Annotated in this window: 11 protein-coding genes and 1 tRNA gene; 5 read left to right on the forward strand and 7 right to left on the reverse strand. The window is 74.5% G+C overall.

Going from position 1 to position 14,600, the window contains the following annotated elements; translation table 11 throughout:
• Positions 1 to 62 precede the first annotated feature (62 nt).
• A tRNA-His gene (locus LG634_RS12175) sits at positions 63 to 135 on the reverse strand.
• A 172-nt stretch (positions 136 to 307) separates the two neighbouring features.
• Between LG634_RS12175 and LG634_RS12180 the strand changes: the two genes are divergently transcribed.
• Complete coding sequence (locus LG634_RS12180) at positions 308 to 799, forward strand: GNAT family N-acetyltransferase (RefSeq protein ID WP_226733755.1); 492 nt, start codon at positions 308 to 310, stop codon at positions 797 to 799.
• A 355-nt stretch (positions 800 to 1,154) separates the two neighbouring features.
• Here LG634_RS12180 and treZ read toward each other — a convergent pair whose 3' ends face one another.
• Entirely contained in the window at positions 1,155 to 2,900 is a 1,746-nt protein-coding gene (treZ, locus tag LG634_RS12185) for a malto-oligosyltrehalose trehalohydrolase (RefSeq protein ID WP_226733756.1), read from the reverse strand.
• Between the two features lie 108 nt (positions 2,901 to 3,008).
• Here treZ and LG634_RS12190 point away from each other — a divergent pair, with 108 nt between their 5' ends.
• A complete protein-coding gene (locus LG634_RS12190) occupies positions 3,009 to 3,560 on the forward strand; it encodes an FHA domain-containing protein (RefSeq protein WP_226733757.1) in 552 nt (183 codons plus the stop codon).
• 25 nt (positions 3,561 to 3,585) lie between these two features.
• Complete coding sequence (locus tag LG634_RS12195; protein ID WP_226733758.1) at positions 3,586 to 4,065, forward strand: GNAT family N-acetyltransferase; 480 nt, start codon at positions 3,586 to 3,588, stop codon at positions 4,063 to 4,065.
• Between the two features lie 10 nt (positions 4,066 to 4,075).
• On the opposite strand, the gene LG634_RS12200 is transcribed toward LG634_RS12195, so the two are convergent.
• The 4 genes from LG634_RS12200 to LG634_RS12215 all read right to left on the reverse strand — a co-directional run bounded on the left by LG634_RS12200 (position 4,076) and on the right by LG634_RS12215 (position 8,516).
• On the reverse strand, positions 4,076 to 4,807 hold the full coding sequence (locus LG634_RS12200; RefSeq protein ID WP_226733759.1) for a 3'-5' exonuclease: 732 nt from the start codon (positions 4,805 to 4,807) through the stop codon (positions 4,076 to 4,078).
• A 142-nt stretch (positions 4,808 to 4,949) separates the two neighbouring features.
• A complete protein-coding gene (locus tag LG634_RS12205) occupies positions 4,950 to 6,194 on the reverse strand; it encodes a DUF5919 domain-containing protein (RefSeq protein ID WP_226733760.1) in 1,245 nt (414 codons plus the stop codon).
• Positions 6,195 to 6,306: 112 nt separating this feature from the next.
• The gene (locus LG634_RS12210) at positions 6,307 to 7,617 is read right to left on the reverse strand and encodes a copper amine oxidase (RefSeq protein ID WP_226733761.1); all 1,311 of its coding nucleotides are present in this window, start codon (positions 7,615 to 7,617) and stop codon (positions 6,307 to 6,309) included.
• A 65-nt stretch (positions 7,618 to 7,682) separates the two neighbouring features.
• Positions 7,683 to 8,516, reverse strand: a complete 834-nt coding sequence (locus LG634_RS12215) for a Tat pathway signal sequence domain protein (RefSeq protein WP_226733762.1) — start codon at positions 8,514 to 8,516, stop codon at positions 7,683 to 7,685.
• 141 nt (positions 8,517 to 8,657) lie between these two features.
• Here LG634_RS12215 and glgX point away from each other — a divergent pair, with 141 nt between their 5' ends.
• A complete protein-coding gene (glgX, locus tag LG634_RS12220; RefSeq protein ID WP_226733763.1) occupies positions 8,658 to 10,772 on the forward strand; it encodes a glycogen debranching protein GlgX in 2,115 nt (704 codons plus the stop codon).
• Here the strand turns inward: glgX and LG634_RS12225 are convergent.
• Positions 10,757 to 12,040 (reverse strand): MFS transporter, encoded by a 1,284-nt coding sequence (locus LG634_RS12225; RefSeq protein WP_226733764.1) that lies wholly within the window; start codon positions 12,038 to 12,040, stop codon positions 10,757 to 10,759. The two genes, glgX and LG634_RS12225, sit on opposite strands and share 16 nt — an antisense overlap.
• Positions 12,041 to 12,188: 148 nt before the next feature.
• On the opposite strand from LG634_RS12225, the gene treY reads away from it, so the two are divergent.
• Entirely contained in the window at positions 12,189 to 14,594 is a 2,406-nt protein-coding gene (gene treY, locus LG634_RS12230) for a malto-oligosyltrehalose synthase (protein ID WP_226733786.1), read from the forward strand.
• Positions 14,595 to 14,600: the final 6 nt, after the last annotated feature.

The following is a 14,600-nucleotide window of genomic DNA, read 5'->3' on the forward strand; positions in this document are numbered from 1 at the left end:
GCCGCAGGTGCACGAACGACCGCAGGGCGCACGAGATGATCTCGTGCGCCCTGCGGTGTAAGGGTGAGTGACGGGACTCGAACCCGCGGCCACCTGGACCACAACCAGGTGCTCTACCAACTGAGCTACACCCACCACGAAGGGCGGCGTACCGCCCGTTCGATGTGCACGCTCAGCATAGCCGATCAGCGGGGTGCTCCAGCGCCGCCCGCCGCCCGGCCCGCGGAATCTGTGACGGGCCCCACACGACGGGAACCCGCCGCCGCCTCATAGGCCATGCAGGTGCTCCTGTGATAGTCACACCTGCATGGATGACTTGGTAACCGAACGGCTGGTCCTGCATCCGATGAGCGCCGCGGAAGCGGAGCGCCTGCTCGCGCCCGGCCCCGCCGACGCAGCCGCCTGGGCGCCCGGATACCCGGCCGAGGTGGACGCGATCGGCGCCCGGAACTTCCTCAGCACCTGCGAGGAGACCGGTGATCCCCAGCCCTTCGGGGCGTACGAGATCCGCCGCCGCGCCGACGGGCTCGCCATCGGAGGACTCGGCTTCCACGGTCCGGCGGACGAGGACGGCAGCGTCACCATCGGGTACGGCCTGATCCCCTCGGTCCGCGGCGAGGGCTACGCCACCGAGGCGGTGCGGGCCCTGCTGCGGCTGGCCCGCGAGCACGGGGTGCGCAGCGTCCGGGGCGACACCGCCCACGACAACGTCGCCTCGCAGCGGGTGATGACGGCCGCCGGACTCCACCTGGTCGCCGAGGACGACCAGCTCAAGTACTACGAACTCTCCTGGACCTGACGCGGCCCGCGGCCCCCGGACCCTCGACCTCCGGTCCGGGGCCGCGGATCCGGCGTCAGATCCAGATGACGTCGCTGAGCAGCATGGCTGCCCCCCCTTCGTGCGATGCGGACTCATACCTGCGGACTCTTGCCTGCGGGCGTCAGAGCCAGACGATGTCGCTGAGCAGCACGATGCCCCTCCCTCCCCGCGATGCGGCTTCCCGCCTCCGCCGTCAGACCCAGACCACGTCGCTGAGCAGCATCGCCATCACCCCCCTCCCGTCCCTGATCCCGTCCGGGGACCAGCGTGCAGCGTCGGCCGGGCGCGGGCCACGATTCGGTGGGGACTTAATCGGAGGGGCGGGGTCCGAGGGTCAGGGGCCCAGGACCACCGCGCTTTCGCCCGGCAGGTGGATCCGGCCCGCCGGATCCGGCGACTGGACCGGCTCCCACGCCGCCAGCACCCGCACCCCGTTGCGCCCCAACGCGATCGTCGCCGGCTCGGGCGCCAGGTTCACCGCCACCCGCACGTCCCCGCGCCGGAACGTCAGCCACCGCCGCTCCTCGTCGTACGCGACCCGCACCGCCGCCAGGTCCGGGTCCCGCAGGTCGTGCTGGGTGCGGCGGAGCCCGATCAGCGTGCGGTGCCACTCCAGCAGCCGGCCGTGCGGGGCCTGCCCCTGCTCGCCGCGGTCCAGCACGGACCGGTCGCGCGTCGCCGGGTCCTGCGGGTCCGGCACCTCGCCGGCCCAGCCCTGCGCGGCGAACTCCCGCCGCCGGCCCTCCCGTACCGCCCGCGCCAGCTGCTCGTCGGGGTGGTCGGTGAAGTACTGCCAGGGGGTGGCCGCACCCCACTCCTCGCCCATGAACAGCATCGGCACGAACGGCCCGGTCAGCACCAGCGTCGCCGCGCAGGCCAGCAGCCCGGGGGAGAGGCCCGCCGACAGGCGGTCCCCGCGGGCCCGGTTGCCGATCTGGTCGTGGGTCTGCGCGTACCCGACGAACCGGTGCGCCGGGGTGCGGCGCCGGTCCACGGGCCGCCCGTGCGTACGCCCTCGGAACGGCGACCAGATCCCGTCGTGGAAGAACGCCCGGGTCAGCGTCTTGGCCAGGGCGGCCAGCGGGGCCGCCGCGAAATCGGCGTAGTACCCCTGGTCCTCGCCGGTCAGCGCGGTGTGCAGGGCATGGTGGAAGTCGTCGTTCCACTGGGCGTGCAGCCCCAGCCCGCCGGCCGCCCGCGGGGCCGTCGTCCGCGGGTCGCAGCGGTCCGACTCGGCGATCAGGAACAGCGGCCGCCCGGTCTCCGCCGCCAGCGCGTCCACGGCCTCCGACAGCTCCTCCAGGAACGTCAGTGCCCGGTCGTCGCACAGCGCGTGCACGGCGTCCAGCCGCAGCCCGTCGATCCGGTAGTCCCGCAGCCAGGCCAGCGCACTCCCCAGCAGGTACTCCCGCACCTCGTCCGATCCGGCCGCGTCCAGGTTCACCGCCGCGCCCCACGGCGTCTGCCGGCCGCCGTCGAAGTACGGCCCGAACGCGGGCAGATGGTTCCCCGAGGGCCCCAGGTGGTTGTGCACGACGTCCAGCACCACGCCCAGCCCGTGCTCGTGCGCGGTGTCGACGAACCGGGCCAGCCCGGCCGGCCCCCCGTACGGTTCGTGCACCGCCCACGGCGCCACCCCGTCGTAGCCCCAGCCGTGCCGGCCGGGGAACGGGCAGACCGGCATCAGCTGCACGTGCGTCACCCCCAGCGCGGCCAGCTCGCCGAGCCGGCCGGCCGCCGCGTCGAAGGTGCCCTCCGCGGTGAACGTGCCGACGTGCAGCTCGTACAGCACCGCGTCCTGCAGCGGCACCGGCGGCGCCGGCACCGACCACACGAACCGGTCGAGGTCCACCACCGCGCTCGGCCCGTCCGGCCCGTCCGGCAGCCGCCGGCCGCGCGGATCGGGCCGCGCCACCGGATCCCCGTCGAGCAGGTACCCGTACCTGTCGCCGTCGGCGGCCGCCGCCTCCGCCGTCCACCAGCCCGGCCGCTCCGGATCGCGCGCCATCGGCCGGTCCCGGCCCTCGCCCAGCCGCAGCGCCACCCGTTCTGCCTGCGGTGCCCACACATCGAACTGCACGGAACGGTCCCCTCGTCGCGGACGCCGACACACCTGCCGGGGCCCATCATCACCGGCCGGACGGGGGAGTTCTGGACACTCCGGGCCCGACGGGCCGACAATCACCCTGTGACGTCGAGTTTTGAGTTCCCGCTCCACCCCGCGCCGCGGCTGTCCGACGCCGAGCGGGACCGGGCCCTCGGCCTGCTCCGGGAAGGAGCGGCCCAGGGGCGGCTGTCGCACGACACCTTCCTGCGCCGCATGGAACTCGCCCTCGCCGCCCGCCGGTCCGACGAACTCGCCGCCCTCACCGCCGACCTCGTCACCGAAAAGCCCTGGACGGGCCGCCTGTTCGGCTGGGTGCGCCGGGTCTCCGCCGTCTCCCAGGGGGTCCGCCGGGCCTGGCAGACCGAGAAGCTGCCCGCCCTGCTCCTGCCGCAGCACGGCGCGCACCCGCTGCGGATCGGCCGCGACCCCGGCAACGGGCTGCGCCTCACCCACGACACGGTCTCGCGGGCCCACGCCGAACTGAGCCTCCAGGGCGGCCAGTGGGTGCTGCGCGACCTCGGCTCGACCAACGGCACCACCGTCAACGGCCGCCGCGTCACCGGCACCGCCGTCGTCCGCGACGGCGACCAGGTGAGCTTCGGCCGCATGGCCTTCCGCCTCACGACCGGCTGACCCGCTCCGCACGAGGACCGCCACCATGACCAGCACCGGCCGCCCGGTACGCCCCGCCCGCCCCGAGGACCTGCCCCGCCTCGTCGAGCTCATCCACGAGCACATCGCCTACGAGAAGTCGGACCTGCGCCCCGAAGGCCTCGCCGAACGCCTCCACCCGCTGCTCTTCGGCCCGGACCGCGAACCCCGCCTGCACGTCCTGGTCGCCGCCGACCCGTCCGGCACCCTCGTCGGCTACGCGGCCTGCGCCACCGAGTTCGCCTTCTGGGACGCCCGCTCCCACCTCCACATGGACTGCCTCTACCTGGCAGAGGAGGCCCGCGGCCACGGCCTCGGCGCCGACCTGATGACCGCCGTGACCCACCTCGCCCGCACCCTCGGCCTCACTGAGGTCCAATGGCAGACCCCCGAATGGAACGCAGGGGCCATCCGCTTCTACGACCGCCTGGGCGCCGCCTCGCGCCCGAAGCAGCGCTTCACCCTGGCGGTGCCGCCGGCCGGCTGAGTGCCCGCCCTCACACCGCCGGCGTCAGCGGCCGCAGGGGCCAGGTGGGGTCGATGCGGGCGTCCGGGGTGCCCTGGCGGCGGAGGTAGGACTGGAAGTCCTCCGCCCAGCGGGCGTACCAGGTGATCTGGCGGACGTGGAGGTCCGCGGGGGAGAGGGCGGCGACCTTCGGGTGGCGGGCGGCTATCGCCCGGGCCACGCCGACCGCGGCCAGGGCGTCCGCCCCGGCGTCGTGGGCGTCCGACAGGACCACGCCGTACTCCGCGCAGGCCGCCTCCAGCGTCCGCTTGCCCCGCCGGTACCGGTCGACGGCCCGGTCGATGGTCAGCGGGTCCACCACCGGCCCGGTACCGGTGCGCGCCGTGCCCGAGCGGTCCGCGAGCGGCGGCAGCCCGTGCCGGTGCAGCTCCGCGGTGAGCAGGGTGAGGTCGAAGGCCGCGTTGTACGCCACCACGGGTATGCCCCGGTCCCACAGCCCGGCCAGGGTCGTGGCGATCTCGTCGGCCACCTCGGCCGCCGGGCGGCCGTCGGCCGCAGCCTGCGCGGTGGTGATCCCGTGGATCGCCGTGGCCTGCTCCGGGATGGCGACGCCCGGATCGGCCAGCCACAGGGAGCGCCGGACCACCGTGCCGTCCGGCTCCACCTCCACCACCGCGGCCGTGACGATCCGCGCCTCTCGCGGCTCCGTGCCCGTCGTCTCCAGGTCGAACCCGGCCAGCGTTCCCCCGTGCCACTCCCCCATGGCGTTCCTCCCCCACTCGTTCTCGACGGGATTCAGCCTGCCACGCCCCACTGACACCGCCCCGACCGGGCACCCCCGACCGGCACCTCCCGGCCGCCCACGGGTCCTGCCGGCCCGGTGCCGCACCCGGCGCGGCACCCGCTCACGACACCGGCCGCGAGTCCTGCCACACCGACTCGAACTCCTCCCGGTACGTCGTGAACAGCCCGTGGTCCGCGTCCTTCGGCACGCCCCGCCCGCCGCCGCGCAGCACCAGCACCGGGGCCTCCATCCCGCGGGCCCGCCGCAGGTAGGACTGGACGACGGCTATTCCGCCGCCCGGCGCGTCGCCCTCCACCAGGTACGCGGTGAAGCGGGGCGTCTCGTCGAAGACGTGGATCGCGAACGCGGCGGGGTCGGTCAGCCGGGACCGGACCCGGCGGACGTGCAGGATGTTCATCTCGACCGAGCGGCTCAGCTCGCCCTTGCGCAGCCCCAGCTCCCGCTCGCGCCGCTTGACCGCGCTGCTCGCCGGGTTCAGGAACAGCAGCCGCACCCGGCAGCCCGCCTCGGCCAGCCGGACCAGCCGGCGGCCCGAGTAGTTCTGGACCAGCAGGTTCAGGCCTATGCCGATGGCGTCGAGCCGCCGGGCGCCGCCGAACAGGTCCTCCGCCGGCAGCTGCCGCTGGAGCCGCACCCGGTCCGGGTGCACCGAGACGACGTCGGCGTACCGGTCCCCGACCAGGTCCTCGACGGCGTCGATGGGCAGCCGCTCCGCGGACGGGCTGCCCGCGCCGCCGCCCAGCACCTCCAGCAGCCGCGCCGAGGCCCGTTCGGCCTGGGACAGGACGGTCTGGGAGAGGGCCCGGTTGCGGGAGACCACGTTCCGGGTGACCTCCAGCTCGTCGAGGACCAGCTCCACCTCGCGCCGGTCGTCGAAGTACGGCTCGAAGCACGGCCAGTGCTGGACCATCAGCTCCCGCAGCTGCGGCAGCGTCAGGAAGCTCAGCACGTTGTCGTCGGCGGGGTCGAGCAGATAGCCCTTGCGCCGGCTGACCTCGCGGACGGCGACCGCCCGCTGCACCCACTCCTGCCCGGCCGGACCCGCCGCGGCGACCACCCAGTCGTCCTCGCCGTGCACCGGCTCGTAGATGGGCCGCAGCACCGCCCCGACCACGGCGCGCAGCCGCTGTTCGATCAGGTTCAGCCAGATGTACGCGCGCCCGGCGCGCTGCGCGCGGGTGCGGACCTCGCTCCACGCGTCCGCACTCCAGTCCAGTTCGGCCCCGGTCCGTGCCGCGGCCGCGTCCGGCGGCTGGGCCAGGGACACCGCCCCGGCCGCGACGTCCGGCGGACCGCCCTCGTGACCGCCGTCACCAGGTGGCAGCTCCAGCCCTCCCGAGCTCACCCGTGCACCGCCTCCCGCTCCTGGCTGGACGCCCTTCTCCAGTGATCAAGGAAGGGTACTCCGGGAGCGGGAGGCGGTGCAGCCGGATGGCGGCTACGGTTCGCCAACTCTCTTAGTTGGGGCGTCCGTTCTGTCCGGCCAGGGCCGGCGGAGTGAGCGGATTCATAGCGGTGACGTCACGCGGGCTGAGCTGGAAGCCCTGCCAGTGCACCGGCATCGGCTGCTGGTCCTCGTCGCGGGCGACGTGGTGGAAGCCGATGTTGACCCACGTGATGGGGTGCTTGAGCGTCTCGCCGTTGACCCAGGTGTCCACGCTCTTGCCGGCCTCCGGGCCGCAGTTGCGCAGGTTGTGGGTGGCGAACTGCTCGCACGCCTTGTACTCGGTGAAGTAGACGTCGTGCTTGGTGTACGGGCGGCCGGGGTACTTCGCGGAGGCGCCCGGCACGATCTCGTAGCTGCGGGCGTGCCCGTCCTTGTTCTTGCCCTTCGCGCTGACCATGCGCCACCAGCGCATGCCCTCGACGTCGCCGGCGAGCTCCTTGGTGACGGGGGTGCGGGTGGTGGACGTCTTCGGGGTGGAGCCGTCGGGGCTGGGCGTGGTCTGGGAGTCGTACTGCTCCACGCGGCCGTTCGGGTCGCCGTCGAGGGCGAAGTTCAGCCGCCAGAACACGTTGTGGCTGTGGCTGGTGGCGTACGCCTTGGCGCCGTTGCCGATGGGCCAGCCGCGGTCGTCGCCGGCGTCGTAGTCGCCGGGCGAGAGGCTGCCGGTCGCGCCGACGTTCGCGTGGATCAGGCCGTCGTCCTGGAAGCGCCACTCGGTGATGTACTCGTACCAGCCGACCTTGTTGACCGTGTAGACGAGCAGGTCCTTGCCCTGCTCCTGCCAGATCTGGCCGGGGTTGTCGCCGGCCAGCCGGTACGCGTGGCCGCGCGCCCGGGTGGTGGTGCACAGACCCTTGACGTCCTTCTGGGTCTGGTCCCAGGAGTTGGTGACCTTGACGGTCTTGATGGCGCCGCCGGGGCACTCGCCCGCGGCCATGTCCTGGAGGCCCGAGCCGAAGCCGGCGCCGGTCAGGTCGTCGTACTCGGCGCGGCCGTCGTCGTAGGGGACGTGGATCTGGCCGAGCTTGGCGGAGGTGAGCACCGGGATCGGCGCGGGCTCGCCCTTGGGCTGGTACGAGATCTGGTCGAGGACGAGACCGGCCTCGCTCTCGTAGCGCCAGCACATCCGCCAGGTGGTGCCGCCGGCGAGGGTCTGCTGGATGCGGTAGGCCTCGCTGCAGTCGAGGGCGGGCGCCGGTGCCTTCGGCGCCTTGGGGGCGGCGGCGACCGGGCCGGCGGCCGCGGTGCTGCCGAGCAGGGCGGCGACGGCCAGGGCGGTGGCGGCCGTGCGGCGGGTGCCGCGGGAACGGTTCACGTGCATGTGGAGAGGCTCCATTGACAGGAAGGGCAGGACGGCCTGCGCGGCGGGGAGGGCGCGGGAGGGCGTCAGAGTCTGTGGACGGTGCGGGCGCTGAGGTCGACGACGAGCGAGCGGACGTCGATCCACGGGCCGTTCTTGACCTTCAGGAAGAGCCGGGCGCAGCGGTGCCTGCCGCAGTCGGTCACGGCGGCGGGGCCCGGGTTCTCGCCGTCGACCCGGTAGATCAGCGCGTTCTTCAGGGAGAGCTGCTCCGGCTTGGTGAGCTTCTTGCCGGTGGCGTCCCGGTAGTCCTTGCGCAGCCCCTCGCCCTGCTTGGAGGCGATGATGAGCTTGACGGCCTCGACGGCCTCTTCGCGGGCGATGGGCGGCTGCACGCCCTGCTGGACGTCGGTGGACTCGACCTTGCCGGTGTCGAGGTTGACCACGGAGGTCTTGAGCGAGTCGGTCTTGTAGTCGTACGAGGTGACCTGGGCGCGGCGGGGCGCGCGGCCCCGGCTCACGTCCTCGGGGCGCAGCTCGGCGAGGTCGGTGGCGAGCCACTGCGGTCCCTGGCCGCCGCGGGCGTTCTCGGCCTTCATGCCGGCGGGACCGAGGGCGAGGGTCTTCACCCGGTCGAGTTCGGAGTCGGTGAGCGGGTCGCGGCCGAAGCCCTTCGCCTGCTCGGCGGGCGCGGCCTCGACCGTGCCCGGGTGGACGTTCTGCAGGCCCTGCGGGGCGCCCCCGCCGGCGGCCTCGGTGACCGCGCCGGTGCCGTTCGCGCCGCCCTTGCCGTCCCGGCCGCTGCCCGCGGCGTCCGCGGAGCCGGGCAGGGTGACGCCGATCGCCACGGCGGTTCCGGTGACCGCGATGGCCGCGCCGGCCAGCAGCTTCCCCAGATGGCGGCGTACTGTTATGTGCACATTTCCCCCTTACATGCATACCTGGTATGCGTGGTCACCCGGTAGGACGGTCCCAAGTCCCCCCGGGTTGCCCCGCTTTCGGGGAAGATCTGGCGAAGGAAAAGACCCAGATGCCGGATCAGGATCGGAAGAGTCACATATATGCAGGTCTGGCCGGGACAGGCGTACCCCCTGGGCGCGACGTACGACGGCGCCGGCACCAATTTCGCGGTCTACTCCGAGGCCGCCCGACGCATCGAGCTGTGCCTCCTCCACGACGACGGCTCGGAGACCGCCGTCGAGCTGCGCGAGACGGACGCGTTCGTGCGGCACGCGTACCTTCCGGGGGTGATGCCCGGGCAGCGGTACGGCTTCCGGGTGCACGGCCCGTACGAACCCGAGCGCGGGCAGCGCTGCAATCCGGCGAAGCTGCTGCTGGACCCCTACGCACGGGCGGTCAGCGGCAGCATCGCCTGGGGCGAGGAGGTGTACGGCTACCACTTCGGCCGGCCGGACTCCCGCAACGACCTGGACTCGGCGCCGCACACCATGAGCTCGGTCGTGGTGAACCCGTACTTCGACTGGGCCAACGACCGGCCGCCGCGGACCGAGTACCACCACACCGTGCTGTACGAGGCGCACGTCAAGGGCCTCACGATGCGCCACCCGGAGCTGCCGGAGGAGCTGCGCGGCACGTACGCGGCGCTGGCGCACCCGGCGGTGATCGGGCACCTGGTGAAGCTGGGGGTGACGGCGCTGGAGCTGATGCCGGTGCACCAGTTCGTCAACGACCACCGGCTGGTCGACGACGGCCTCAGCAACTACTGGGGCTACAACACCATCGGCTACTTCGCCCCGCACAACGGCTACGCCTCGGGTGACCGCGGCCAGCAGGTGCTGGAGTTCAAGTCGGCGGTCCGGGCGCTGCACGAGGCGGGCATCGAGGTGATCCTCGACGTGGTCTACAACCACACCGCCGAGGGCAACCACCTGGGGCCGACGCTGTCGTTCCGGGGGCTGGACAACGCCTCGTACTACCGGCTGGCGCCCGATCCGCGGTACTACACGGACACCACGGGCACCGGGAACTCGCTGCTGATGCGGTCCCCGCACGTCCTCCAGCTGATCATGGACTCGCTGCGGTACTGGGTCACGGAGATGCACGTGGACGGGTTCCGCTTCGACCTGGCGGCGACCCTGGCCCGGCAGTTCCACGAGGTGGACCGGCTGAGCTCGTTCTTCGACCTGGTGCAGCAGGACCCGGTGGTCAGCCAGGTGAAGCTGATCGCCGAGCCGTGGGACCTGGGCGAGGGCGGCTACCAGGTGGGCAACTTCCCGCCGCTGTGGACCGAGTGGAACGGCAAGTACCGGGACACCGTGCGGGACCTGTGGCGGGGCCAGCCGCGCACCCTGGCCGAGTTCGCGGGCCGGCTGACCGGCTCCTCCGACCTGTACCAGGACGACGGGCGGCGCCCGCTGGCCTCGGTGAACTTCGCGACCTGCCACGACGGCTTCACCCTGCACGACCTCGTGTCGTACGACGAGAAGCACAACGAGGCCAACCGGGAGGGCAACCGGGACGGGGAGGCGTACAACCGGTCCTGGAACTGCGGTGCGGAGGGCCCGACGGACGACCCGGAGATCCTGGAGCTGCGGGCCCGCCAGATGCGCAACTTCATCGCCACGCTGATGCTGTCGCAGGGCGTGCCGATGCTCAGCCACGGCGACGAGTTCGCCCGCACGCAGGGCGGCAACAACAACGCCTACTGCCAGGACAACGAGGTGTCCTGGGTGCAGTGGCCGGAGCCGGGGAAGGAGCCGCCGTCGCTGCTGGAGTTCACCCGGCAGATGGTGTGGCTGCGGCGCGACCACCCGGTGTTCCGGCGCCGCCGGTTCTTCCACGGGCGGCCGGTGGAGGGCACTCACGACGAGCTGTCGGACATCGCCTGGTTCACGCCGTCGGGCGAGGAGATGCGGGCGCGGGACTGGCAGGCGCAGCACGCCCGGGCGCTGACGGTGTTCCTCAACGGGGAGGCGATCTCGGAGCCGGGGGTGCGCGGGGAGCGGATCACCGACGACTCGTTCCTGCTGATGTTCAACGCGAGTGCCGACGCGGTCGTGTTCACCCTGCCGCCGGGCCACGGCCGGCAGTGGCGGCTGGTGGTGGACACGGCCCGGGAGGCGCTGCCGGCGCCGGGCACCGGCCCGCAGTGGGGGGCCGGTGACCGGGTGGCGCTGGCGGGGCGGAGCCTGGTGGTGCTTCAGCGGCCGGCGTAGGCGCGGCCGCCGGGGCCGCCGGGGGTCTCCGAGGCCGCCGGGCCGCGCCGGGTGTGGGTGGTGCGGCCCGGCGGTACGCGGGTGAAGAGGGCCAGGGCCAGGCAGAGCGCGGCGGCGACGACGGCGACCAGGAAGGCGCCGGAGGGGCCGTGGTGTTCGGCGAGCCGGCCGGAGAGGGCGAGCGCGAGGGCCTGGCCGGCCACCAGCGAGCTGGCGGCGAAGGCCGTCGACTCGGCCAGCCGGGCCGGGGCCACCGCCCGCTCGGTGAGGGCGAACGCGGTGATCAGGTGCGGGGCGTAGGCCGCGCCGAGCACGACGACGACCGCGTACAGCCCCGCCAGCGAGTCGGTGACCAGGAGCGGTGCGGACAGCACGAGGGCGGCGGCGGTGGCGGCCCGCCAGCGCAGCCGCAGCCCGAAGCGGGCGGGCAGGGCGCCCAGCGCCAGCCCGACGGCCGCACTGACCACCCCCATCGCCGCGTACACGAGTCCGGCCTGCTCCGGCACCCCGAGCCGGTCGGTGAGCGCGGCGATCCCGGCCTGGCAGGCGCCGAACATGGCGCCCTGGAGGGCGAGCGAACCGCGCAGCGCGTACACCACACCGGGGTGCCGGCGGCGGGCGGCGGCCTCCTTCGGCAGCCGGGCGGCGGGGGTGCCGGCGGTCGCGGCTGCGGTCGGGTGCAGGGCGAAGGCGGTGCCGAAACCTGCGACGAGGGCGGCCGCGCCGCCGAGGGCCACCGCCGGGTGGGCGACGAGCGCGGCCAGACCGACGAGGGCCGGGCCGAAGACGAACGAGATCTCGTCGAGGGTGCCCTCCAGCGAGTGGACGGCCGCGACGACCGGCTCGTCGGCCCCGGCCCGGTGCGCGAGGGCCACGGACCGGGTCCGGGCCAGCGGCCCGATCAGCGGGACGGAGGCGCCGGCCACGGCGCCGACGGCCGCCAGCCCGGTGGTCCCGAGGCCTGCCAGGGCGCCCGCGACGAGGGCGGCGGTCGCCACGGCGTTGACGGCGGCCGCGGCCAGGACGACGGGGCGCTGGCCGCGGCGGTCGGCGCACCGGCCGAGCAGCGGCCCGCAGACGACCTGCCCGGCGGACAGGGCGCCGCCGACGATACCGGCGGTCGCGAGCGAGCCGCTGGTCTCGGCGACCAGCAGGACGGTGCCGAACTGGACCATGGCGACGGGCAGTCGGGCGAAGAACGAGACGAGCGGGAGCAGGGGCCCGGTCAGGGCGATGACACGGCGATAGGTGAGGACGGTTCCAGCCACTCGATGAACGCTAACGCGCTGGAGTCACCCGGATGCACTGGGCAATGGCACGGAATTCCGGCAGCTGGGTACGTACGTTCTCATGACCCCGGAGTACCTCAGCGAGATTCCGACGGACCGTCAGCGGCCCGTGCCCCACCGGCCGCCGGTGCCGCCGACCGCGACCTACCGGCTCCAGCTGCAGCCGGAGTTCCCGTTCGCGGCGGCGGAGGCGGCGGTGCCGTACCTGGCCGCGCTGGGCGTCTCGCACCTGCACCTGTCGCCGGTGCTGGAGGCGGTGCCGGGATCCTCGCACGGGTACGACGTGGTGGACCACACCCGGGTGCGGGCCGAGCTGGGCGGTGAGACCGGGCTGCGGGCGCTGGCCGGGACGGCCCGGGCGCACGGGCTGGGCCTGGTCCTCGACATCGTCCCCAACCACATGGCGCTGCCGGTCCCCGAGCGGCTCAGCCGACCGCTGTGGGAGGTGCTGCGCGAGGGTCCGGGGTCGTCGTACGCCCGCTGGTTCGACATCGACTGGGCGGCGGGCGGGGACCGGCTGCTGCTGCCGGTGCTGCACGGGCCGCTGCCCGGGGAGCTGGCCCACCTGCTGCCGGACCCTGCGGCGGGCGTGCTGCGCTACCGCGACCACGAGTTCCCGCTGCGCGCCGGGACCGCGCACCTGCCGCTGCCCGAGCTGCTGGCCGCCCAGTGGTACCGGCTGGGCTGGTGGCGGCTGGCCCGCACCGAGCTGAACTACCGGCGGTTCTTCACCGTCTCGGAGCTGATGGGGCTCCGGGTGGAGGATCCGGAGGTCTTCGCCGCCACCCACGGCAAGGTGCTGGAGCTGCTGCGCGACGGGGTCGCCGACGGGCTGCGGATCGACCACCCGGACGGGCTCGCGGACCCGGCGGCCTACCTGCGCCGGCTGGCGGCGGAGACCGGCGGCCGGTGGACGGTGGTGGAGAAGATCCTGTCCCGGCAGGAGCGGCTTCCCGCCGACTGGCCGGTGGCGGGCACCACCGGGTACGACGCCCTGCACCGGCTGGACGGCCTGTTCGCCGACCCGGACGGGGTGCGCGCCCTGGAGCGGCTGCACCGCGCGTACACGGGGGCGGCGCCGGACGCCGGCGGCGAGTGGGCGGCCACGGCCCGGCGGGCGGGCGCCGAGGTGGCCGGGCACGACCTGGCCGCGGAGACGGCCGCGCTGGTCCGGCTGGCGGAGCCGCACGCCGCCGCCCGCGACCACGCGCCGTGGGCACTGCGGACCGCGGTCCGCGAACTGCTCCTCGCGCTGCCCGTCTACCGGCCCTATCCGGGGCCGGACGCGGCGGCCCTGCTGCCGCCGGCGGCGGTGGCAGCGGCCCGGGCGGCGTTCGCCGTGCCCGCCGAGGCGGCCGCGGTGGACTGCGTACGGGAGCTGGCGCTGGGCGGGGACGCGGCGTTCGCGGCCCGGTTCGCGCAGACCGCGGCGGCGCTGCGGGCCAAGGCGCTGGAGGACCGGGCCTTCTACCGGTACGCGCCGCTGCTGTCGGCGACCGAGGTCGGCGGGGATCCGGCCCGGCCGGTGTGCCCGCCCGCCGAGTTCCATGCGTACTGCGCGCGGATGGCCCGGGACTGGCCGCTGGGCGGCACGGTGCTCTCCACGCACGACACCAAGCGCAGCGGTGACGTCCGGGCCCGGGTGTCGGTGCTGTCGCAACTTCCGCAGCGGTGGGCGGAGTTCCTGGCGGCGGTGCCGGCCGGGCCGGACCCGCAGCTGGTGTGGACGGCCTGGCAGACGGCGCTGGGCCTGGGCGGAGTGGACCGCGGCCGGCTGACGGCGGCCCTGCTGAAGGGGGCCCGGGAGGCGGCCCTGCGCACCGGCTGGACCGAGCCGGACGAGGCGTACGAGGCACAGCTCGCGTCGTACGTGGCGGAGATGCCGGAGGCGGAGCCGGCCGCGCTGGCCGCACTGGCCGCGGACCTGGCCCCGCACGCGCGGGTGAACGCGCTGGGGGCGGCGCTGCTCCAGCTGACGATGCCGGGGGTGCCGGAGGTGTACCAGGGCTGCGAGGCGGACTACCGGGCGCTGGTGGACCCGGACAACCGGGCGCCGTTCCGCCCGCCGGCGCCGGACGAGAAGACGGCGGTGACCCGGGCGGCGCTGCGGCTGCGGCGCGCCCGACCGGAGCTGTTCGTCCCGCTGCCGGGCCGGCCCGGCCCCTCGGGCGGGTACGAACCGGTCGCGGTCCGCGGCCCGGCGGCCGGCCACTGCCTGGCCTTCGTCCGCGGTGGCGGGGCCCTGACCGCGGTGACCCGGCTGTCGGCCCGGCTGGCGGCCGGCGGCGGCTGGCGGGACACGGCGCTGCGGCTGCCGGCGGGCCGGTGGCGCGCGGCGCTGGACGGGGATGCCTCCCGGGCCGGGGCTGCTTCCTCGGCCGAGGCTGCCTCCTCGGCCGTGGTGGCGGACCCCTCGGCGGCACCCCCGGAAGCGGAGGGTCCGGTGTCGTTCGAGGGCCCGGCGTGGGTTCCGCTGCGGACGCTGTTCGACGTCTTGCCGGTGACCCTTCTCGTACGGGAGTACGACTGCTGAGCGCCC

It is taken from the genome of Streptomyces bambusae, assembly GCF_020532645.1.
Taxonomy (GTDB): Bacteria; Actinomycetota; Actinomycetes; order Streptomycetales; family Streptomycetaceae; genus Streptomyces; species Streptomyces bambusae.